This is a genomic window from Micromonospora polyrhachis, assembly GCF_014203835.1.
GTDB classification, from domain to species: domain Bacteria; phylum Actinomycetota; class Actinomycetes; order Mycobacteriales; family Micromonosporaceae; genus Micromonospora_H; species Micromonospora_H polyrhachis.
The window spans coordinates 3,007,568-3,032,493 of record NZ_JACHJW010000001.1 but is presented as its reverse complement, the minus strand read 5'-3'; the positions used below and the strand labels follow the sequence as shown (position 1 = coordinate 3,032,493).

Genomic DNA, 24,926 nt, shown 5'->3' with positions numbered 1-24,926 from the left:
GATCCTGGAGGCGGCAGATGGTGGATGCGACGGGTGTGGCGTGTCCTGAGTTTCTTTCGTCTTGGGTGCGTTCTGGTCAGTTTCTGAGTCTTGAGCCGGGGGGTGTGCCGGAGGAGGTTCGGGTTTTCCCGTCGGTGTCGGGGGCGCATCTGGTTCATGTGGCTGAGGGTGCGGCGGGTGCGGCGGGGTTGGTGGCGCAGGGGTTGTTGGCTGCGTCGTTGGATGTGGTGGCGCGGATGGTGGTGGTGCCGCCGGCTTCGGTGGTGGCCTCGCTTGATTTGGTGGGGGCGCTGGGGTGGGCTGATCGGTTGCGGTTGCCGGTTCGGGTGGATGGTGGGCCGGGGCGTGCTCTTGCCGATCTGGGTAGTGATCGGGTGTTGCCGGTCGATGAGCGGGGTGGGCCGGCGGATGCTGGTCGGGTTGCTTATGTGTTGGTGTTGCCGGCGGCGCATTTGGTTGCGGAGCATGTGTCGTCGGGTGCTGACCGGAATTTGGGTCGGGTGCGCTCGGGTGGGCCGATGCCGGGTCAGGTGCGGTTGACCTCTGGTGGGGTCGAGTTTGGGTTGCCGTTGGCGGTTGTTGCTGCTCGTCATGGTGGTTCTTTCGTCACGGCGGTGGCGGTGGGTGCGCCGCGTGTGGTGCGTGGTGGTGTGGTTGGGCTGTGGCGGGAGTTGGCTGGGCTTGCTTCTGGTGCGGCGATGAGTGTGCGGGTGGGTGAGGGGGAGTCTGCTTCCGAGTTTTTGGTGTTGGGTGATCCGGATGGTGTGTCGGTTGTTCGGCAGACATCGTCGGGGTTGGTGGCGGCGGCGTTGCCGGGTGAGTTGAGCACTGTCACGGTGACCCCGGCGGTCTCGGTCGACGCCCGGCAACGGGACGGGGTCTGGGCCGCGCTGATGCTGCCCGTACTTGAGCAGCGAGCAGAGCATGCCAAACAGGGACTCCTGCCCAACAGCGCGGAGCGCCAGGGGTTGGACAGGGCGCTCCGCAAATACCGGGACGCGGTGGCGAAGGCACACATTGATGGGCGGCTTCCAGAGCAGTCCGTTGTCGAACGCATGCTCAACGCCGGCCCCGAACAGGAGCGAGACTGGCAGCGGTGGTCGAAGGAGCAGGCCGAGCGGGCGCTTACCCACGGCACGGACCGAGCCGAGCAGTGGCTCCAGCGGGTGTTGTATCTCGAGTTCCCGCTCTGGGCCGGTGCGCTGGAGCGTACCCCGGACGCGATGCGGCCCGAGGACTTCCTGCCGCTGGTGCGCGCGGTCTTCGGTGAGGCGGTCTCGGCCGTCACCGAGCGGCATTTGACAGAGCTGCGCGGGCATGTCAACACCCTGCTTGCCGAAAGCGCGGCGGTGACCCGTGCGGCGTTGATACGCCGCGAGCAGTTCGCCGTGCTCCGTTCGGAACTTGGCATGGACCGGGCCAGCCCAGTCACCTCGGACAGCCAGGCCACCGACCAGCCGACCGTCGGCGGGGCGGAGGGCAGGCTCCTGCAGTGGCTGGACCGGAATCATGCTGGCCTCTCCCCGGACCGAAAACTAGAGATCCGGGGCGTGTTCCGGGAAATGCCGACGGGGACGATACTCGAACCCGCAGCCGATGCGGCAATGAGCGACCCCGCGGCCAAGGTCAAAGTCCAGGCCGAAGCTGAGGCCAAGGCCAACGCCGATGTGGCCATCCTCGTCCACGCCGTGGAGTTGGCCTACCGCCGGTATACGAAGCAGAATGACGGCGTCACGCCCAACCGGCCGCTGCGGTGGGATGACCTGGAGCAGTTGCTCGGTGACGGCACACCCCTCACCTGGCAGCGGCTGGAAACCGTGGCGACCGAGGCGCAGGCCCGGCAGCAGTGGCGGGACCGCAAACAGGTGGCGGCCCTGGCTCGTCGGGGTTTCGACAAGCATGTCGTACGGATCCCGGGGGTCCAGAGCTCCGGGCGCTACCAGTCGATGCTGGAGCGGCAACGCCGCCGCGACCTCAAGCAGCCGGGTCAGCCCGACTCACCGGCCGCGCGTCAGGCGGAAGCGGATCTGCTGTGGCGGACGGCGTACCCCGCTGCGACGCCAGAGACCAGCGCCACCTCGGCGGCCCGGGTGTCGACACCGGAGTCAGCGCCAGAATCAGCCCAGGCATCGACGGCGACCCCGGCCCCGCTTACCCGTGCGAACTTCGAGCGGCTGGTCCGGGTGCGGCGCAAGTTCTTCACCGAGCGGGGTGACCGTCGGTTCACCGACCTGTCCGACTACCGGCCGATGACGCTTGAATTGCTCGGTAGTAGCCGCACGGCGGGTGCCGACGAGCTGGTTCGGATGGCGGTACTGGTCCGGGACGCCGAGGCGGAGCTGGCGAAGGACCTGACCAAGCCGGGCAGCCTGATCGACCAGCGCAGCCTGCGTGAGGTGCTTGCCGAACTGGTCATCGCGAAGTGGCACGAGGGCAATCCGTCGACCCGTCCCATGCCGCCGGGGATGGCCGCCGACGTCGACCACAGCAGGTTGGTCAGCTCCTTTCACGCCATCGGTGAGTTGCCGTTCGTGCCGGAGTTGACCGACTGGCTCAACGGGATCATCCCAGCAGCGAACCGTCCGATCGATGCGACGGATGTACGCCGAAAGCTGATGTCCCTGTTCGGGCAGGGCCTCGACGACGGTTTCAACATTCCGATCGATAGCAAGCGGTACGACGTCCGGCTGTGGCCGGTGTCGACCGACCCGCCCAAGGTCGCACCGGGCAGCCTGCTGGGTGCCAAGGAGGTGGGGAGCACCCGGCGTTCGGCCAAGTTGGAGAACCGGGCGTATCGGTACCGCGACCTGGCCGTGTCGCAGACCGAGACGAGTAGCTTCAGCTGGGACCTGGGCCCGGCCTATCGGGCGGAACTCGGAATTCCGGAGACAGTTGCTTCAACGCGATTTGACGTCTCCGGCACGTACGGCCAGTCGGGCTCGACGGATCAGCGTTCCCAGGCAGGGACGGCGATCTCCGACTATCAGCAGTTGCGGATCAAGGAGCCGGTTGGCGACGCGCAGTTGCCGGTGGTCTGGGTGGCCCGGGTGGAGGACCGGCAGACCCTCCGGTGGCAGGGGTTCTTCTTCGAGGAGCCGGCCGGTGGCCTGCGGCGGGACACGGTCACGTACGCGGTGGCGCAGTTCCAGCTGCCGTACACGGCGACGGAGGCGCGGAGCCAGCCGGGCACCGACCCGGACTATCTGCGGGAGATCCAGGTCACCAGCGCGGAGCAGTTCCCGCTGTGGCGGATGGACTTCGCCGCGTCCCGGGTGCAGCTGGCGGACAATGCGTTGGCCGGGCTGCGTGCCAAGCTCTCCCCGGCGGACTACGCCTTCTGGAAACAGGTGGCCGAGGCATACCTGACCAACGACCAGGTGATGATGGGGCTGAAGAACATCCTGCGGCCCCGCAACGAGCAGAACTACCAGCAGGTGTTCCGGCAGACGCTGGAACGGGACGGAAGGTTCCTCAGTTTCAGCCTGACCAGCGGCGCTCAGGAACAGCCGATCAACAAGATCATGAAGATCAGTGAGGTGAGCCGGAGCGGGGAGACCCGCTTCGACTGGGTCAACGCGGTCGTTCGCAAGGTCCTCCGCAGCGCCAACCGGGCGCGGGGGCATCGGGCCACCCTGATCGGGGCGGTGCGGTTGCTGAAGCGGGTGTTCAGACTCGGTGGTAGCGGACGGTATACGTGGCGCCGGGCACTGCAGGAAATCAGGCACCATCGCGCCTGGTTGACCCGGGCCCAGCGGGTCGTCGGGACGCTTCAGTACGTCCTGGCCGACTTCACGGTCCAGTTGGACGTCGACCATCGGGGCGGGGACGGGCAGGTCGACCGCGATCCGGTGGCGATCGCCGGCTACGCGCATCTGATGATGCACTCGGCCGATCTGCGCGAGCTGGCACGTCCCAACGCGCGGAACGCGACGCCGCTGCAATGGTCCGAGGCGACGGTGCCGGCACACCAGCAGGCGGACGCCGCCGAGGACGCCAAGTTGGCCGAGGATGCCAAGCCGGACGACACGAAGATCTGGTGGAACCTCGACGGGTTCGGGTTGACCATGGACTTCCCCGAGGGCTTCGACGGGGTGCCGCAGCTGTACGACAGCATCGTCCCGACCCTGGTCACCGCCGGTTACCTGCCGAAGGCGGCGGTGCCGGGCGACGTGACGCCGTGGGAGCACCTGCAAAAGCTCTCCCCAACCGGCGCGGACACCAACCTAGCCGGGCAGGAGTACGCCAACTGGCGCATGCTCCTGAGCCAGCTCTCCGAGGAAGCGTTGCGAGCCCTGTCCGACGACGTGCTGGGGGCGGAGGCGGGGCAGCCGGGCGTGCCCCTGGTCTTTCCGCACCCGGACCGCCCCGAGGACCCGGAACAGCGGCTCGTCGTCGGGCTGTGGGCCGAGCTCGCCGCCGACGACAGCACGCATCAGGGCGTGACCAAATACCAGATCCAGTACGGCCACACCAGCATCGACACCATGACGATCAAGCGAGCCACCGGCAAGGTCTGGGACCTGTCGGGATATGGGGCCGCGGACCTGCTGCCGGTCGACGGCAACGTCCTCGGCCAGTACGGCCGCCAAGGCAGCGGCTCGAAGACCGACAAGCTCGGACGTACCCAGTCGACCGCCGTGACCTCCGACACCGACGGGCAGAAGATGCCCAGCTCCCGCTATACCAAGCGGCTTCATTGGCGCTGGTTTGCCGAGCGCGGTGACATACGACTGGCCAAGGACGCGCTGCCAGGCGCGGTGACCCTGCTTCAGCCGGACGCATTGCACGACACCAAGGGCCAGGTTCCGCTGCCCCCGTTCGAGCCGGATCTCGGGAAGTCCTCCGTGCTCGAGCGCATGATCTCGGCCATCTACACGGCGATCGGCACCAAGGGCGTAGGGCACATGCAGAAGCGGCTCATCGAGGCCGCCGTACCGGGACTGTCGAAGGTGGACACCTGGCAGGGGTTGACCACCATCGTCTACAAGACCGCGCTGATGCGGGCCCTCTCCGCAAGCGCGTCGCTCCCGATCGGAGGACAGCAGGTCGACCTGGTAACGCGACCGGTCGGTCGGCCCCAGATCGTCAAGGTCTGGTTCCCCTATACCCAGCAGATCGTCGAAAGTCAGGTCGGCCGCGAAAAGGGCAGGGACAAGCTGCGACAGCGGGGCTGGCAGGGACAGTTCGGCGGCCGATCCGACCACATCAACCTCGATCTCTCCGTCACCAGGAACAAGGGGGAGGGGGAGGGGGAGTCCTCGCTCTACACCGTCGGTAGCTACCGGGCGATCTACCAGGACACCAAGATGGTGATCGTCCGGACGGCGGTCATCAACCGGCTCACCACGGCGAACGGCGAAGTTATCTCCAGCCCGGGCGAGATATTGGTCAACGTGCCGTTGAGTGAGGTGATCGCCAACTGGTACGAGTTCGACAACAATGTTCTGCTCAACGAGCACGTGACCGAACCCCTTCCGCTACCCTCCCCCGCGTCGGCGTTGACCCGCGCCCTGACGACGAAACTCGATCCACCGGTCGCCCTCCAGGACGGCAACTTCTGGTCTGCGGTGTGGCCGATGCTATTCACCGGCGACAATACTCAGTCCGGCTTCGGCATGCTGATGAGGCAGCTGGACCGGGTGGCTCGGAAGATCGGCGGACCCGAGCTGGCCACACAGATCAAGTCGCTCCCCGGCGGCTTGGGCGGATACATGGAGCGGTTGAACGACGGTGGCGGGTCGTGGCAGTTCTCGGTGGGCAAGCGGCGCTTCGAGTTGGTCGTGCTTGCCAAGTTGGCCGGCCCGGCGCGGGACAGTCGGCCCGGTGCCACCGGCGCGAAGCTCTACGAGCGGGGCAACAAGTCCGAGGACGCCAGTCGAAACAACGTCTCCTCGGACGGCCTGGGCGCGGGCCTGCTGGGCATCGGTGGACCGGTTGCGGCCACCTTGTCAGGGGCCCTGACCAAGCGGACCGACCAGCGGGACACTCGCGGGTCGAACCTGCTGTTCATGAACGGTCTACGCGCCAACAAACTCACCGACTTCACCCAGGCCGTCCGGTACTACGGCTATGTGCGTGAGGTCAGGGGGGTGGCTGCCAAGGCCGCTGACAAGGCCAAGACCTGGGCGGGGCACGCGAGACCGGCGAAAGAGCCGTTCGAGGTAACCCCTGAACACGTGGTCGGTGTGCCGACCGAGGGAACCCTGCCACGGGGTCTTCCGGCCCCCGTCTTCGAATTCCAACTCGTCAACGGCAGGATGCCGGACACCTACCGCATCCTCGGGCTCAGTCTCCTGCAACCGATCTACGACGCGCTCGTCGGCACCCAGCTGGCTCGACTCCACGACCCGGCCACCGTCACGGCCAAGCCGGAGCAGGGGACACACGGCACTATCGAGCCGCTCACCTTCGAGAACCGGCGGGACTTCCTGCCCAGCATGATCACCGACGGTGCCCCGCTTCGCTGGGTGGTTACCGCCCTCGGGGCGCTCCAGGCCCGCAATAAGGACCTCAAAGTGCGGGTCCGATTCGATACACTGCGACACCTTTACTTCATGGAAAAGGCCGAGCTGGAGAACTACGACCACGGCACGGACCTGGCCGCCCACGTTCATAACCAAAACACACAGAAGAGCGTGAGCGGCGCGGCCACCGTCGTGTTCCCCGTGACAATGGGGCAATCCGTCGGTCTGAGAATCGCGGGCAGCAAGGAGAACAGCAAGGCCATCGGGATCGACCAGACCAACTGGATCGAACACCGGGCCTGGCTCCGTAACGACACCTCGGTCTACTTCGTCTACAGCACGCTGGGCCTTGAAATCGAGGCCCCGGGCCAGCCGGTGATCCACACTACCGGTGCTGTCGAACTGGTCGTCGACCAGAAGGGTGCACTCCAGCTGGGCATCCCGATCGAGGTCCTCCGGTCCGTCGTACCGGAGAAGCAGCGGGCCAAGGAGTTCGGTGCCGATGGGAAGACCCCGGTCCGGCCGCTGGCCAGAAAGAGTCCGATCGCCCTGTCGCCGCCCATCGCCGAAGAGATCGGTGCGCAGTACCGGAAGGTGGTCCGCGCGCTCCGCAACGCACCGGATCATCGTCCTGGGGCGAGGTCCAGGGTGACCGGGGCCAAGCGGGTGAAGCAGGTGGCTGCGCCGCGGCTTTCGTCGGTTGGCGATCCTCCTGCGCGGCCGGCGGGGGCGTTGGCGGGGAGCCAATCGACTTTGTCTGTCGCTCGCCCAATGCAGTGGTACGACGACGTTCTTTACGACGGCAACTGTCTGTTCGATGCGGTGCCGAAAAGTGCTGTGCGACAGGGTGTCGCGCTGCCGCCGGGCGTTACCGGCATGGCATCGCTGCGCATCTACGCCTCCGCCGAGGTGGGGAGGCGCCCCGGTCAGTTCGCCGACATCCTGGGCCGGACGACAGGCCGGCTGGTGACAGACGAGCTGAGGGCTCGGGGAGGAGGAGGAGTGGGTGCCGGATCGTATGATTCGCGCCTCTACCCGGGCTTCCGTCCGTCCCCACCGTCGAATGAGAAGCGTGCCGAGTGGCAGAGAACCGCGAGGAACAATGCCGTATATGTGGAGGCAAGGCGCCGTAAGCTCCCCATAGCCGATCTTTCTATCGATGCGCTTCTCGGGAGAATGCGGGACTGGCAACCGCCGAACCTCGATAACGCCGTACGGAACTTGGAACAGGTTTACAATCGTGAGCAGGTTTGGGACGAGATCACCCGCCTCATTGACGACGGCGACGCGGCCGTACTTGCCAGGTTGAAGGGCCTGACCAATGCTGGGCCACTCGTCAACTTCGTGCAAAACCTGCTGGCCAGCACCAATGCGCTTCCGGAACCCGAGGAGCTGCTTGTCAAAGCAATGGCCGGACCGGAGCTGTGGGACACCTCGATCGGTGACGACGTCCCGGCGGCGCTGGCTCGAATATTGAACCTCAATATCGTGGTGGTCGAAAACGGCTATGAATCGCCACTGAACCCGGCCGGCCAGCAGGCGCTTTACCTGCCACGAGTCAACGGCAACCACTATCAGTCCGGCGGCCCGGGACCCAGTGACCAGCAGTTGGGTTCGGGGCAGGCACCGTCGTGGGATTTGCGGTTGGGTGATGGGGTTGTTGCTGAGGGCAATGTGTTTGTGGTGTCGTCGCAGGTGCGGGGTGAGCCGGCTGGGTTGATTGCTGATCTGCGTGCGGGGGCGAGTGTGGATCGTCCGGTGGTGGTGCTTGGTGTGGCGGGGCCTGGTCGTGATGCGTTGTCGGGTGATGTGGCTGGGGTGAATGTTCTTTTGGAGCAGTTCGCTCAGCGTGGGCAGTCGGTTGTTGTGGTGACGCGGGGTCGTGTGAGTGGTGATTTGCTCAGTGTGGTTGGCCGCTATGGGGCGGCGGTGGTTCACCAGACTCTGAAGAAGTCGGCTGGCGCTGGGTTGGGTGGCCTGGGTGGGCTGAAGTTGAGTGTGGACAACAATTGGACGGTTACCGCGTCGAATGCTGCTCAGGGGGTTAGTGGGGCGTCGGATGTGTGGGATCGGGTTACGCCTGCGGTGTTGGATGCGGCGGTGAGGCTTGCTCGTCCGACGGCGGCGGTGAAGCGGGTTGATGACGGACTCGGTGAGCTGATTTGGGCGGCTAACCTGGGGGCGGCGCGGTCGACGTTCGGGCGGTTGGGTTGGTCGCCTGATCAGATGAAGTCTCACTTGGCCAGTGTCAGGGAGATGGTGCTGCGGGTGCCGGATCAGCCTGCTTTGGCGGTTTTTGAGCCGGTGTTGGAGTTTGGTGCGGTGGGGCAGTCGGACATTGTGTTCGACTATGCCGCTGCTGAGGTGGTGGATCGTCCGAGGGTGTTGCTTGATTCGGTGGCGCAGCTTGAGAGCGTCGGGCAGCTTGGTGGTGGTCTTACTACGGATCGGTTGGCGGCGATGGTGGTCGCGGCTGGTGTTGGTGTCAGGGATATTTCGGTGCCGGTGTTGGCGGTGATTGGTGATATCCGGGCGGGGAAGTTTACGGATGCCATGCAGTTTATTGATGACAATCGGGGCAAGCTTTCGGTGGTGGAGCGGGGTCAGTGGGTTGATGCGATCACTGGGTTGGGTTCTGCCATGCCGGGTCGTGTGAGGGAGCTTCAGATGTTGTCGGAGGCCGTACTGAACTGCTGACCATCGACCGAACTAATGGCCACCCCGGCCAACAGGACACGGCGTTGGATCGGTGCCCCGGCCTGATCCAACGCCTCGGTATGAAGACCTTGCCGGCCCCTCAGTGGCAGAAGTAGATCTCGTCCCTGATTTCGGTGAGCTCTTCGTGGAGATCTTCGGCGACACCCAGTTGTTTGAAATGCGGCACGAGGACTTCCTTGATCCGGAAGTGCCACGGGACTCTGTCCGCGCCGGTCAGGCAGTCCGCGATGCTGAGCTGTGCTTTCCAGTTGACCCTAGGTCCCACTACGCCATCGCCCGGCAAGTCGCCCTTGACGGACTTTTCCACCAGGCTACCGAGAGCATCGAAGATCATGGCGTGGGCCTGTGATGTCTCGGGCGCGCCGGCTACCCGCCGGGCCCGTTCCGCATCCACCTCGCCCACTCCCCGGGCCAACGTGACCGCCTCCGCACGGGTCAGCTGCTGCCCCAGCATGGCCTGGAACAGCAGCCCATCCCAGAGCAGCCTGGTCTGGTGTGCGCCGACTGGCTGTGTGTCGGCCTGCGCCGGCAGGCCCCGGGAGGTCAGATAGTCGAAGACGAACGTCAGGTCGATCGGCCGGTTCGGCGCCAGCGGTGGCTCGGCGTTGATCGAGTCTCGTACGGCCGGCTCAAGCGGGGTCGCACCGGCCAGAAACGGCGCGCGTTGGCTGATCTCGGTCGCCAGCCGGAAGACCTGAAGCGGATTGTCCTGCGGAAACCTCGCGGCGACGACCCGCATGGCCTCGCCGACGACGGGATCCCGCAGTTTCTCGAAGTTGTCGCGGAAGTGGGCCCCGGCCTCGTCGTAGGTATTGAAAGACAACAGCTCGACGAGTACCGGCGGCAGCGGCTCGTGCACCGGCCCGAGGGCGGCCAGGGCGGCGGCGGCCTGCTCGACCATGGCCTGGGTCAACTGCGGGTCGGCGAACGTGGTGGTGAGACCCGCGTCGGGTACGTGTAGTTGCCACTCGGAATCGAGCTTGGTCGGCACCCGAGAGAGGAGCGCCCCACCGAACTGCTTGGCCAACTCCGCAACCTGCGAATTTGCGGCGGTCGAGACGATGATCGGGCGGGCGTTGTTCAGGAAGTGGCGAAGGCTCGCGTTCCTGAGCGCGTTCAGTTGGGTCGGCTCCAGGCTCTGCCGTAGCTGCCGGACGTCCACCGCGATTACCGGCAGGTTGGTCGAGTCGAGATTGCTGAGGCCGTACTTTGTCTGGTTTCCCGGTGGCCACGCGCCAATCAGCACCACACCGTGCTCTCCGGCGCGGGCGTCCGTCGGCAGGCTGATCGGCGCGGTCGGCGTCCGGGTCTGCGGGACGGAGCGGTCCAACTCGGTACGTCGGCCGGTCGCGTCGACCATGAGCACCTGCGTGCTGCTCCGCTCCAGCACCGCGGTTCGCCAGTCCTGGGCACCGTCGACGTCGAACACCACCGGCGTACGTCCCGACCGGGGGTCGACCCAGTGGGGTGCGCCGGCGGCGTCGGACAGCAGCCAGAAGAGCTGGTCCGATGCGGTTACGAGAGCCGCGTGCCCGGGGTTGCGTAGCAGGTGGTTGGCCACCACGGTCGGGGTGGCGGAGGTGGTGGCATCCGGGCCGCCGATCGCCTCGGTGACCTGCTGCGGGGTCAGTTCGGTGTGGTGGAGCAGGTCGACCAGGGCGGGCAGGGTGGTGCTGCCAAAGCGGGCCAGGTAGGTGCCGACCGCGTACATCGTGGTGTGCGTGGGTCGCGCCCCGGGCAGTGGCGCGTCGACGGCTGGCGACAGGCCGAGCGTGGTGCGGATCGCTTCGGCCCGGTCCAGCCACCGATGCACGTTGGCCATCGCGGCGGAGACGTTCGTGTTCGCGTTGGCAGCGGCCGGCGGTGTATCGCGTAGCGCCTCCAGCGCAGCCTGGCGTTGCGCCGCGATTCCGCTCGGCAACACCTGGTAGGCGATCGGCGGGAGTGCGGTCTGACGTGCCGTTTGGTCCACCGGGATGAGGCCGTCGCGATGCCCGACAGTCAGCGGCGCGTGCACCGGCAGGTCGAGCCAGTCGGCCATGGACCGTAGTTGGGCGGTATCGGTGACCACGTTTCCGCTGTTGTCCAGCGCCACCACGGACAGCTCTCCCCGGACCGCCGGGTCGAGCTGGTCCAGGTAACGGCGTAGCATCTCGTCCCGGGCGGCGTGCTGCCGGACGAACAGGTGCACTTCGCCGGGCACGGACAACTCTTCGGCGACGTTGATGAGATGACTGTCCACCGCATCGGGTTGGGCCGCCGGCTGATGGTAGAAACCCTGGCCCAGTACGGTGTGCAGGGCCCCTTCGAGGCAGTCGGCGATGCTGGCTCCGGCCATGTCAGTTCCTCACTCCACGACCAGACGGCCGCCCATCAGCCGGCATGAACAACGCGGCGATCGCCCGGTGGCGGCCGACCGAGGTCACCTCGGGTACGGCGTAGTCGCTCTCCCGGATGGCGGCGAGCAGGTCCGGATCGGGCGCGAGCCCGTGGGTGCGTAGGTAGTAGGGAACGGTGTCGGTCCACGCCCAGAGCCCGTCCGTCCGGTGGTCCGTGGACACCTTCGAACCACCACGGGGATCGAAGATGTCGACCATCCACTCGGTGGACGTCAACAGCACCGGAGCGTCCTCCAGGTAGCGCAGTACGGCGTCGCGCTCCTCGTCGTCCAGCCTGGGGTGGGTGTCGTCGAAGAACGGACCGGTGATCGGGTCGACGCCGTCGAAGGCCCGCGCGATCGACACCGGGCGGGTCGCCTCGGCCGCCCACAGCAGCGCTGCTCCACGTCGGGCGGCCAGGAAATACGCTGAAGGCAGGCTGCCCACGGCGTGCATCTCGACGAGCGGGGGTGCGTCGTCCTCCGCGCCGATCGCGGTCATCACCTCTGCGGTCCGCGCCGGCAGGTCGGCGACCGGCAGGTCGACCTCGACGAGGTAGACCCGCGTCGGGCTGCCCGCCGCCGGCCCCGATTCGGTCGGTGGCCGGGTCCGCCAGGTCCGCCACAGCGCCACCGCACCAGGCAGGGAGGCTGCTGCTGTGGCGGTGGCCCAGTCGATGTCGTCGGTGGCCGCGTCGCGGAACGGCGTCGGCGCACCGGTCAGGTCGACGATCGGTGGGATCCAGAGGTCGCGCAGCAGCAGGTCCTCGGTTGCGACCGGCTCGAAGGTGTACCGAGGCACGTCGGACTGCCCGTCGATAGCGGGCTGCCCCGGGTCGGCCGGTGCCCGGGTCGCCCGCAGCGCGTCCTGCGTCGCAGCGTCGCTGGTTGCCTGCAGCAGCAGATCAAGGTCGTCGTCGGCGAGTCGCCCGCGCGTCACCCTCAGCCCGGCCACCACCGAGGCGGCCAGCGCCGAAAGGTCACCTCGGGCCAGCGCGAACCGGGCATCGGCGAGGTCCTGCGCGGGCATCAGGCCGGCTGCCCGCAGCAGCAGGCGGTGTAGGAGAGCCTCCTGCGGCGCGCCGTCGTATGCGTCCATCCCGGTACCGCTTTCTCACTGGGTGGGTTGACGCAATTGAGACGTCTGGTGGGCCGTCGTGGTTCACGACGAGTGATCAGGTGGTGGTCGCCTCACGCCGTCGGTGGTGTCTGGAACGCCCCGAAGAGGTCCTGCAGGCCTTCGAGCTGCCGGGTGGTGTGCTGGCGCAGCTGGAAGGCCGTGTCACGGAGCGCGTCCAGGACAGCCCGTTCCACCTCCTCAGGCCCGTCGGCGTGCACTTCCGGATCGATCCGTATGCTCTGAAATTCGCCGCCGACCGTCATCCGGACCGCGACCGCACCGCCACGCGACGTCCCGGTGACCTCGATCTCGACCAGGTTGTCCCGCATCGTGGCGAGCTGGTCCTGCAGCGCGCTCGCCTGCTGCAGCACATCATCCAAGTTCGGACCGGTCATGGCCGCAGCTTCGCACCCTGCTGGGGAACGTCTGTAGTCCTCCATGTGTGGGACAGCGGCACGTCCACCGATCAGCAGTCCATGATGCGGGCGGCGAGCTCGCTCAGCTCGGGGTGGGTCCGACTGAGCATCATGACATGCTCCATCAGCGTCGCGCGGGCCGTCGATCGGACCTGGGCCGCCCGCGTCAGCGCGTCGTCCAACGCGGCCTGGGCCCCGTCCAGGTAACGCCGCACATCGGCCAGGATCGCGGCCAGCGCCAGCTCCTGCGCGTCCGTCCTTGGCAGCGTGCCGACCAGCGCGGGCAGCGCCGCGAGCGCGGCGGCGTCCATCGAACCGGCCAGGTCGACGAGTGCGCGATCGCGGACGTGCGGCTCCGGCTCGACGAGGTAGTCCCGTCCGGCGTCGGAGGCCAGCAGGTCCCGCAGAGCCACGTCGCGTATCACTGCCCCGGGTGCGGGGTCGAGTTCGATGCTGGATGCCACCAGTGCGTCGAACCGGGAGCCGAGATCGCGGGCGAGACGATCGGCCTGGTCCGGTGCGAACCGCAGCACCGCGGCCTGGTCGGCAGCCTCGGTCAGAGCCGTCCGTACCGGTGTCCGCAGCTGTTCGATCAGCAGACGGTGGGCGATGTCCGCCTGTTGGGGCTCGAGCCCGTGGCTGCGCAACTCCGGTACGGAGATCCGGTCCATGAGGCGGATGAGTTGCTGTGCGGTCTGCCGGTCAAACCGCATCCGGGCGGGCAGTTCGGCCTCGATCGAGTCCAAGGAACGGTGCAGCAGGGCCGCCGAAGCCGGCTCGGCCCGGTGCGACCGTCCAAGGAGGCGGGTGTAGACATCGAGCCCGTTGCGGATCACGGTTCGAGCCATGGTGACCGGCAGTTGGAAACTGGCCAGGGCCGCCGTGAACCGGCTGAAGACCACCGCCATGTCGAGTTGGTTCCGCAGGGCCGGCTCGGACTCGGCGAGGGCCCTCTCGTTTAGCGGCTGCCTCGCACCGGTACGCGGGTGCGTTGTCAGATAGCGTTCAAAGCCGGCCCACGCGACCGCGACGGCCGCTTCGTCGAGGACAGTTCCTTCCTGTTCCTGCCGCTGTTCGACAGCGGTGGCGAACGTCTCTGCGGCGTGCTTGCGCGCGGCGGCCGCCTCCTTCGCGGCGGCAAGGTACTTGTCCAGCTCCCCGACCAGAGCGGCGTGGATACGCACGAAGACCTCGGCCGCGCTCACGGCACGCTGCCAATCCCACTGATGTGTCGCGGCGAACGCCTGGTGGATGGCGGCCTTACGGTCACGCTCAAACGCTTCGAGGGCCTGCGTGACGAGTGCGGGATCCTCCCGCGACCACCGCTGCCGGGCGGCCGCTTGCGGGTCGTCGGTCAGGAGCGGCGCGATCTTCTGCTCGTACGTGATGTGGATCTGGAATTCCTTGAGGAGCGAGCCGTACCCGCCGTCGCCCACCCAAGGCTGCCGGAAGCGGGCGATTGCTGCGTCGAGCTCTGCCCGGGAGCGGTGGCCCAAGCCCAGCCGCTCCCACAGCGCCTCGGCGCGCCTCCGAAACACGTCGAGCGCGACCGAGGACCGACCACCCGGCATGGCACGAAGCTCTTCGGCGAAATCGGGTCTGTTCTCGGCCAGGAGGACCTGCACCTCGCGACGCGATAGCCCGGTCACCACCGACGGCAAGGCCGGGTTCGTCTCGTCGGCCATGTCGTGGCTCGGGCTCGCCTGACGGGTATTGGACGCCGGTCCGCCAGACTGGTAGTGGTTCCGGCTGACCCGCTGCACGTAAAGCGTCTGCGAGGCGTCCGGATTCAGTGCTCTCTCACTGTCACCCTCGACCACCACAATGTTGATGTCCAGCAGCCGAGCCAACACCTCGGGCACGGCATCGCCGATCGAGGTGTTCCACAGCGCCGGACCAGCCATCGCCTCGACCATCAGGTCCTTGGCCGTCGGCATATGCCGGGTTTCGTCCAGGCGACGTAGCACGACCTTGACGAGCGGCAAGGTTCCGGCCCGGGACCTCAACCTGTCGAGTACGTCCTCTACCCCATCGTCGATGAGTTGACTGATGTCGTCCCAAGACGGGTTACCGTCAACACCGAAGTCTGAGCGAGCCATGTGCCGGCCGGATCGCAGGTCGTCGACCACGAGTTGACCGACACTGAACACACTGTCCAACTCGCCCGGGTCCGCCTGCACCGCTTTGGTGGCATAGGCACGCAACGAGGCCATGTCGTTGACGCCCGGCGGCAACGCAACACCCTGACGGAGGGCGCTGTCCACCACCGAATGGAACAGGCAGTTACCGTCGGCAGGGATGGGGAACCACTGCTTCGGGCGGGCGACAGGCGAGGTGGACTCGGTCTTACCCGACGCCTCGGCTGACCGGGTGGCAGCCGTAGCCGGCCCCTTGGACTGGGCACGTACCCGGTCGATCGCGGCCTCTGCCGCAGCCCGCAGCCTCGGTGTCAGGGCAAGCAAACCCGGACCGATGTCGTCCCGGCCGGTCAACTCGTCGAAGACGGATACCAACGTCTGCTCGACACGCGACACCAGCTCCACCGGGCCGAGCACCCGCGCGGCGGTGATGGCCGGCTGCGTCGACATCACCGCCGTGCGCAGCTCCGCACCCAGGGTCCGTAGTTGATCGAGTTCCCAGTCGGGCACCCGCTGATCGGACCAGGCCCTGAGCGGTAGGGCCATCGCGGATTCGATCTCGTCGCGAATCTGCTGAAGCCGCGCGTGACCGGCCAACCAGGAGTCCAACGCCGCGAGCACCTGATCGACTCGACCACGCCACGCCTCGCTCGCCTCGGCGCTGAAGGTATCGGCCCCCGGATGCCGGCGCTCGAACTCGCGGATGAGGGCCTGGCGCACGGCATCGGCGGCCTCGTTGTCCGCGCCCGCCAGGGCGACATCGAGCCGATCACTCAGGTGATCGAGTTCCTCGGCCCGCAGCAGGCGCGCATCGATCCAGGCATCGACGCTGCGCTCCGACAGTCGGCCGGTGAGGTGCTGCTGCCAGGCGGCGCGGTTGAAGTTCCACGCCGACCGGTACCGATCGTCCAGATCACCGAGGACCGATGTGCGGAGCGCCTCGGCGTCGGTGTGGATCGTCGGTACGTCCGCGCGCCGTCCCACCAGATCGGCGACCCTCGCGTCGAGGCGGCTCTCCAGATCGGCCCGATCACCGACGATCCCGGCCTGCTCCGACACCGGCACCGGCTCGAAGCTTGGCGTGTCGCCGTACCGCTTCCTCCCGGTGACCTCTGCGGCCAGGCGGAGCTGCTCATCCAACCCCATAGATGGTGGTAGCGACGACGGCCGGCTGAGATCGAGATACCGCAGCAGCCTCCGGTCGGTTGCCTCACGTTGTCCGAGCCACGCCCGCCGGTCGGCCTGCGGCAGCGTCGTGTCCGCCAGGACCAGCCCGGCATGCATCTGGTGGACGACGAGCCAGGACTGGACCCCGGTGAGCATCTCCGGCACCCGCGACTCCCAGGCCAGTGCCTGCTCCGGGCCGAACGTGGTGAAGGTCGGATGGTCCGCTGCGAACTGTTCCCGTACCGCCGCACGGAACGCGTCGACCGCAGCCTGCAGCCGCGGCCCGGACAGTGTTGCCGCCACCTCCGTCAAACGCTCGGTGATCGCCCGCTCGGTCTTCGCCCAGGCCCCCAGGCGCGCCGACTCCACGGCGATCACGTCCGAGGCGTCAGCCAGCCTCGGCTCCAGCACCGTCCGCTCCCATGAACCTCGGTCGAAGTCCCACCGCTGGCGGTGGACGGAGGTGAACTCCTCCAGGAGGTGGGCCTTGAAGGCGGCTGCGGCCGCACCCTGACCGGGCTTGTCGGCGGCCGCCGCGATCGCGACATCGATGCGGTGCGCGAGCTGTTGCTGCTCGCCGTCGAATCCGGCACCGCGCCGGACCGGCACCGGCGCGGCGGCGATGTTCCGCACCAGGTCGCGGGTCCCGCTGGCGTCGAGGGTCTGGCTGACGCTGGGGGTGCGGTTGGCGTCGAGGGTCTGGCTGACGCTGGGGGTGCGGTTGGCGTCGAGGCGGGCGGTCACCTGCTTGGCCAGTTGGATCTGGTCATCCACACCCAGCGAAACCGGCAGTGCCGACCGGCCGGAGACGTCGAGATAGCGGCTCAGCTCCTGGTCGACGACGTTCGTGGCGACACCCGGCTGCGCGACCATGCGATCGCGGAGCACACGAACCGTCAGCCACGAGTCCAGCTTTTCGGCCAGCTGGCCGTACCGGCTGCGCCAGTTCTCGACGGCGTCCTCGATGGACTGGCCCGGAGACGTACGGATTTTCTGGAAGTCGCCGATGACGGCCTGGCGGAACGCGGCCCCGGCAGCCTCCGTCGCGGCCCTGGTCGCTTCCGTCAGCGCCAGACGGCCGTACGCCTCCGCGAGGTGATCGTCGACGGTGCGCTCGATCTGCGGCAGGGCGTTAGCGGAGACGGCACGACGATGCAGGTCAGCCTGGAGCCCACCGATCAGCTCGGTGTATCGCCAATCGAGGGCCGCCCAGCCGACGGTCCACTGCTTCTGGTGCATGCCGTCGAGGTCGGCCAGCAGATCATCGCGGAATCCGTTGACTCGTTCGGCAATGCTCGTATCGCTGGGATCCAGGTGCTGTAGCTGGGCCGTTTCCTGATCCAGCGCCGCGTTCAGTTTGGTGACGAGTCGCTGGCGGTGACCGTCGTACCCGGCATCCTGGCGTACCGGAACAGGATCGTGCACCAGCGAGCGTGTCACCTGGGAGCGTAGGTCTCCGGTGAGCTTGCGTATCTCCGCGGGGGCGGTGGCGAACTTCTTGTCGACCTGGCGCCCGATCTCGGTCAGCAGCAGTTCCTGGTCCGACCTGCCCATCGACGGCGGCAGCTTGGTGGTCTGCTGGCCGAGCGTGGCGCGGAACTGGCTGCTCAGCTCCGCCTTGACGTCGTTGGCGACCTTGTCCAGACGCTGTACCTGGTCGGCCGAGGACAGCTGCGAGTGACGCTGAGTGACGAACCGGTCGACCGTAGCGCTGGCACGCAGCTCCAGCATCTGGATGGTGAGCCGGGACTCGAGCGAGGCAGTGAAGTCGGTGAGGTTCTTCTGCGCCCGGGTGACGAATCCCCCATCGACGCGACCGGCACCGTGGGACGCCGTGTGCAGGCCGTTGGCAAAGTCCCTCTCCAGCTTCGCGCTCGCCGCCGTTACGAGAGGCAAGGAGTCCTGGTCCGGCGCGAGCTGGTTGCGTACGGTGGCCAGTTCCGCCGACAGTTGCCGGTTCAGGTCCTGAATCCGGCTCGCGTGCAGCGAGGACCAGAATTTGTTGCCCGCCTGGTGCTCGTGCTCGAGCCAGCGCTGTAGATTCCCCAGTCGCGGCAGATCGGAATGTTCGGCCAGGTAGTCGGCGCGGTAGCCGGCAGCCAGATCGTCCAGCTGTTTCTGCGGGAGAGCGGACCGGTTCGCGGTCAGGTCGGCACGTTCGATCCGATGGAAGTCGTCCGCTGCGCGCGACATCCTTATCTGGGCATCGAAGTCCCCTTCAAGCCAGTCGTCCAGGCCAGCCCGCGTGTTCCGGACAATCTGGTTCCACTCCGCGTCGAACTCCCTCGGGGTCAGGCCGGCGGCCTGCAGTTCGTCATACGCCCGAGTCAGCCTGGTCGTCGCCACGTCGAGGACCCGACCGGTGTCGCCGAGGGTGAATGCGGCGTTCAGTTCGATGTCGTCGAGGAGGTCGCGTTCCAACAAGCCGACTGCTTGCCGGACCCGGTCCGGCTGGGCGGCCAGGTTCAACTCCTCAACTAGCCGAGGACCGGTCAACTCCTCGAATCGCAATCGCCAGGCGTCCCCCCAGGCCTGCGGGTTTTCGATGTCCGCAAGCGCCACGTTGCGGTTTCCGGTCCGCAGTTCGGCGTCGACTCTGGCGATCAGGGTGTTGCGGAACTCGGCGACCTGCTGCGGAGTGAGATCGTCGGGCAGGCCGGCTCGCAGCCGGGCCAGCGCCCGGTCCGCGACCATCTGCTCCACCCGGGTCACGACGGTGGCCGCGACCACGATTCGCGCGGCCGACTCCGTTGCCGCCAGGTCGAACGCGGGGTCGGCGGCACGCAGCCCCACGTGTGCCTGATCGAACCGGCTCATCACGAGGCCAACCTGGTCCGGGGTCAGCATGTCACCGACGTACGCGGAGAAGGCAGCGTCGGGGTCCTCGGCCCCAGGTTTCCACCGCTCCATGCTCAGCTCGCCGTCGCGACCGAACAACTCCTCATGCTGCTGCCGGATTCGCTGGCCGAGAACCGTCCGCACCTCGTTACTGGCCGGCACACCGTCGGCGGCGCTTGCGTAATGGATGGACCGGTTGCCGGAGATGAAGTACTCGACGCGCTGGGGCAGGGAGTGGAGCATCGTCGTCAGCCGTTCGTCAACGGCCCGGATGAACGCGCTTCCGTCGCGGCCCGCCTGACCAGCACCGGCCGAGAAATCCAGGGCGACGTCGTCGGCGGACTTCCTCAACATTTCGTTGAACCGCGTACTGAATTCGTTACGCAGCGCCCCCACCTCGGCCCTGCCGCCTGCGCCCAGCAGCGATTCGAAGTTCTGCGCCCACCGGTTGCCGGCGAACGCCTCGTCGATCTTCGCCTGCGTTCGAGGCAGCCACTCGTCCATCAGCGAGCGAGCCTCGAAGCGGAACGCCATCTGGATGCGGAGCTCGGCATACCGGGTGACGAACCCGGCAACGTCCGGAAACTCGTGCCACCCCTCGGCGCCGCCCTTGCCGAGATACGTCGTGACCAGCTTGTCGACGTCGGACTCGATCCCCTGCCGTACCGCCACCGCCCCGTCTTCGGAGCCAAAGACGCGGAAGTCGAAGGGCTCCGCCTGGTCGATGTCATCGACCATCTGCTTACGGAGCAGATCACGGGTACGGGCGAAGTCCAGCGCGCCTGCGTACTTTTCATCCAGGCCGCGTCCCGCGAACTCGGCGGCGGTTGGGCCCGGCCGAGCCACCTCGTCGCCTATGCGTCCTTCGGTACTCAGCCACCTGATCGCTGGGGAGCCGCCGGGGGTTGGCAGCCCGTGCGCCAGGTCACGCACCTGGGCGGCCACGGAGGGGGGCACCACGACGTCGGGCGTGCCCACCACCATCGTCGAACCATCGGACTGCTGACCGGCGCGGATCGGCAACGCGTCGGCTGCGGACACGTCGGGCGGCCGGGCCCACACACCCCAGCTGTGCCACTCCAGCGTCCACCCTTCGGCGAGCCGGGCGGCACCGGGCCGGCCGGAGTGCTCCAGGCCGACCGGGAGACCGTCGTACGACGTGCCGGAGGCGGACCCGGGACGCGGCGAGTGCCATTCGACGGCGGCGTGCGGGAAGGTCGGGTGGCCGGCGTGATCGACCGGAACGGCCCGACCGAGGTCGGCGGCGGCCGGGCGTCCGTGCAGGACCCCGGTGAGTCCGACTCGCTCACCGAGGGCTGCCAACTGCGACTCACCCACGAGGGGTGCGTGTACCACCAGGTTGCGGCCGACCCGGGAGCCCACATCAGCGAGGAAGTTCGCTTCGACACCCGGGCCGAGGAACACGCGGGTGCGGCCGGGGATCTCCGTGAACGACCGCGCGGCGTTCACCAGTTTGCTCAGGCCGTCTCCAGCGGCACCGGAATGCACGACGATGCCGGAGGGCACCCGGACAGCCCCCAGGTTGTGGGCGGTGATCACCTCGTCCAAGCGGGCGTACTGGTCGAGGCGAGTGGGCGCGGCGGTGGGCGGGACGTCGGCACCGCGGGCGAGGCCGACCAGCCCATCCCCGGACTGCACGCCCCGACCGCCGTGGAAGATCTGGTCGAACGCGAGCAGACGTTCCTGGACGTACGCGGTGGTGAGCCGGCCCGCGACGGGTTCCGGTAGCTGGGCGAGCGACTTCGAGTCGAGCCGGCCGAACGACTCCACGGCGGCATTCCGCTGTTTGGTGAGATCGGGATGGTGCGTCGGCGCGGCGGGCGGCGAGTTGTCTGCCATGCGGAAACCGGTCGTCGGCCCCGGCTCCGGGAGTACCGGATCGGCCGGTCCCGACGTCGGGCGTACCGGCCCGGCCGGACGCGGGACGGTGAATCCGCCCGACACGTGCTGGTCGACCATCGTGATCCAGTCGCCCCGGGCGAACTTCCGATGCCGGACCAGGTCCTCGATGCCCTCGGTCCGTACGTTTCGGGTGATGCTCATCAGGTCTGCCTGCCTGACCATCGCCGTCATGTCGGCTTGGACCGTGGACCTGATCTCCTGCAGGACGGCCGTCATGTCGGCCCCGCGCGGGTTCCGACCAACAGCCGAGGCGACGGCCCGTACCTCGTCCTCGAGCTGCTTCAGCTCGTGGAAGACCATCCCCTCGACCTGAAGGCGGGACTGCATGCCGTTGTACGTCGACTTCCAGTGCGCGGCGGTGGCCGTGAACCGTGCGCTCCCCGATCCGAGGCCAGCCTCGATGACCGGCCGCCAGATCCGGTTGAAGGCCTCGTCCACGGCGTCCCGAAACACCATGCGCAACTCGGCAGTGGCCTCGGGCGGCAGCGACTCCAGCGATGGCAGCCGCGGCTGGCTGCCGGGTCGTGACCGCGACATCCCGGCGATCTCCGCAGACCTCTGGACAGCCTTGTCGAAGTCGGCGACGGCGTTGGGGCGCAGCTTCTCGACGGTCGCGGCGGAGGCGACCTTCAGCCGGTGGCTGTCGTCCAGCGCGGTGCGGACCTCGGCCCAGTGGGCGTCGCGGGCGGCTCCGGTCAGGCCGGACTTCGGCTCCGGCGCCAAGCGGGGCTGGTCCACCGGCGCGGGCCGCCGAAGCGGCTGGTAGAGCCGGCCGATCTCCTTACTGAGATTGCCGAACTCCTTGTCCCGCTGTTTTGCCCACGCGGCAGCGTCCTTCTCCGACTGGTGGAGAAGCCGACTCTGCTCGGCGGTACGCAGTGACTCGTCCATGACGGGCCGCTCGCCGACCGGTCGCCCCGCGCGAAAGTCACGCAGACCGGACCGAAACTCCTTCAACGCCTGAGCCAGGGCCTGCCGCTCGGTGGCGACCAGAGCACCGGTCAGCTTCGCGACCTGTGCCGTGGGCATTCCGGCGCGGGTGGCGATGTCGGCTGCGACGGTGCGTACGGCCTGGGACATCTCCCCCTGAACGAGGGTTGCGAACTTCTCGTCGATCAGGTTGCGGATCGCCGGAAGCTCCTTGGCGACGCCAGCCTCCGCCGCAAAGTGGTTCGCGAAGCGGGTCAACTGACTGTGCCCCGTCGTGGCGTACTCGGTGGCCGTCCAACGGAACTGCCGGATGATGCCGTCCTTGACCGACGGCCAGAACTCGGCCAGCAGCGCCTTGCGCTGTGCCTCGCGCAGCGCCTTGGCCGCCTCCGCCGGGGTGAGTGCCCGGCTGCCCTTGCCCGCCGCAGCCCCACCGTCGGCCTGCACAGCGGAGTCGAGTTCCGCGCGGGCGGCGCGGGCCGCCTCGAAGTTCGCCGTCGGCGGTACGTCCCGGCCCCGCGCCGTCGTGCCGACAGGTGGGCTGTCGGGTGGCGCTGGTGTCAGGTCTCGCGAGGTGGTGCCGGTCGCCGGTTGCTCGACGCTTGGCCTGCCGCGTCCACCGGTACCACCGTGCCCGGCAGCACCAGCCAGATCCGCCCGACTGTTTACGGATTCCAGTGGTGTGCTGTGCGTCGTCCGGCCCGAATTGGTGCCGGTCGTGTGCGGGCTTTCGGTCGGCGTGACCGGACGACGGGAGAGCGTGCTCGCCTCGCTTCCCAGGTCGCGCTGCTGGAGGTGGGCGGGAGTGCGATCTGGGTTCCCGGGTGTCCGCAGATCAGCCGCAGGGGACCGGACTTCCGACGCTGGGGTGCGTACCTCGGGCCCTGGTGTGCGGATTTCTGACGCTGGGGCACGCACCTCGGGCCCTGGTGTACGGATCTCTGACGTTGGGGTGCGTACCTCGGGCCCTGGTGTGCGGATTTCTGACGCTGGGGCACGCACCTCGGGCCCTGGTGTACGGATTTCCGCCGTCGGACTGCGCATCTCTGGTGCCACGGGACGGTGTGACATCCCGCCCGTTGACAGATCCGGCCGACCGGTCGACAGCGGCTCTGACCGTACCGGTGTCTTGCCTGCGTTGATGTCCGTACCCAGCGGCTCCGGACTCCGAACCGTGCCGGCCGGGCGGTGTAGTCCACCGCTCACTTCGGACATTTCCTGTAGCGCGGTCGGCGTCCGCACTGACGGCGGGTTTGCAGCGCCGCCCGTCGTCAGGTGCGGCGAGGTGACGCCACCCGGCACCGCCTCCGGTGCGGTCAGTGTCGGCGTATGCAGGTTCGCGGGCGTCTTCGGCGGCGGCTTCAAAAAGTTCGACGGGACGGACGGCAGCTTTCCCTCCGCGCCGACCTTGGTGTGGGGCACCTGGGGAGCGTCCTGCGGGGACAGGGTGATCTCGGTGGGACGTGAGGGGGGCGTGACGGCCTTCGGCGAGGCGGGAGGAGCGCCGACGGTGATCTGGTCGGCCTGCATCCGGGGCAGTTCCACACCGTTGCGGCCGGTCTGGGGCAGCACCGTCGTGTCGGGATGTTGCAGCGAGGTTGCCGGGCGGACGGGAGTTGGTGGCGTGGCTTCTACCTGTGGCGTCTTGCCGCCCCCGAGCGGGACACCTGGCAGCTGGTCGGGGCTCACATGCGTGAGGTTGGTCTCGAGCCGCAGCGGGGGAGTGCCCCCCGGCTTGCTGCCGTTCGGAAACGGGCGTCCCGGCTCAGGGGTGATGTCGCGCGGCCCGCCCAAAGCCGGATCGGTGCCGCCCGAACGGATCTCGGCAGGGGGCCGAACCGGCGGAGTGGGCTTGACCGCGGTCGGGACGTTGACGATGTCGCCGCCCGTCGCGACATCCGGGGCGCGCGCGGCGCGACCAGCCGGTGAACCACCGCCGACGTCGAAATTCTGACCCGAGCCACCGATTGGCGGCCGCCCGGTTAACGGCGGCGAGGTGACTGACGGGATGTCGGCGGTATGCATGTTGCGGGGCGGGGTGACGCTCCTCGAGACGGATGAGGTGGTTTCGATGGTGGAGTCGAACGACGATCTAACTCGCCCGCCGGACATCGACGATGGCGGTGGCGCACCGTGCAGGCCGCCGACCTCCGGCTGCGGCACCGTGGTGTTACCGACAGCCGGGACGTCGAGGACTGTGGAGTTGTTGCCGGTGGTCTTGGGGGGCAGTTTCCAGGTACGGATCGAGAAGAGGCCGCCGAGCAGGGCGGCCAGCCCGACGTTGAGGGCCATCCACGGCGACGGCGTGAAGCTGGCGCTGCCGGTGACGGAAAGGTGGGCGATAGCCTCGCCCGCCATCTCGATACCTAGCTGGAGGGTGCCGTAGACGAGGATGCCCAATGCCAGGTCCAACACCAGGTTGGCGACGTAGGACGCCACCCGGCCGAGGTTCGCCAAGCCGACCAGAAGGCCGGCGAGGCTGCCCAGAAGCGGTCCGAGTACGAAGGAGAGCGGGATCAGCAGGATGCTGAAGATCCCAGTGAAGATCGCGACGATGCTCGCGATTCGCTCTTTCTCAATCTTCTCCTCGACCTTTTTGGCCATTTCGTCAAGATTGTCGGCCCACTTTCGGCAGGCGCCTTCCATGTCGGCGACCTTCTGTGCCGTGGCCGTGATGACCCGGGCGCCGGCCACCTGCCCCGCACCGCGCCACTTTGTCATCGCGTTGAAGTCGGTGGCCAGCTTTTGGCGCAGGGTCTTCAGTCGGTCCGCCTGGTTACGCCATTCCGTGGCAAGCGCGCGGATTTTTGCCGGATCGGGATTGATCGACATCGG

General features: G+C 67.7%; 5 protein-coding genes. 1 reads left to right on the top strand and 4 read right to left on the bottom strand.

All coding sequences use genetic code 11. The features are described from left to right. Positions 1-158 precede the first annotated feature (158 nt). Positions 159-9,161 carry a hypothetical protein gene (locus tag FHR38_RS12925; RefSeq protein ID WP_184534906.1) on the top strand — a complete coding sequence of 3,001 codons (9,003 nt, stop codon included), beginning with the start codon at positions 159-161 and terminating at the stop codon, positions 9,159-9,161. Between the two features lie 100 nt (positions 9,162-9,261). Here FHR38_RS12925 and FHR38_RS12920 read toward each other — a convergent pair whose 3' ends face one another. From FHR38_RS12920 to FHR38_RS12905, 4 genes are all read right to left on the bottom strand, one after another. Then, the gene (locus FHR38_RS12920; RefSeq protein WP_184534905.1) at positions 9,262-11,520 is read right to left on the bottom strand and encodes a hypothetical protein; all 2,259 of its coding nucleotides are present in this window, start codon (positions 11,518-11,520) and stop codon (positions 9,262-9,264) included. A 1-nt stretch (position 11,521) separates the two neighbouring features. Next, entirely contained in the window at positions 11,522-12,658 is a 1,137-nt protein-coding gene (locus FHR38_RS12915; RefSeq protein WP_184534904.1) for a hypothetical protein, read from the bottom strand. Between the two features lie 92 nt (positions 12,659-12,750). After that, a complete protein-coding gene (locus FHR38_RS12910; RefSeq protein ID WP_184534903.1) occupies positions 12,751-13,074 on the bottom strand; it encodes a YbaB/EbfC family nucleoid-associated protein in 324 nt (107 codons plus the stop codon). Between the two features lie 71 nt (positions 13,075-13,145). Continuing rightward, positions 13,146-24,923, bottom strand: coding sequence for a WXG100-like domain-containing protein (locus FHR38_RS12905; RefSeq protein ID WP_184534902.1), 11,778 nt, complete (start codon positions 24,921-24,923; stop codon positions 13,146-13,148). Between the last annotated feature and the right edge of the window lie 3 nt (positions 24,924-24,926).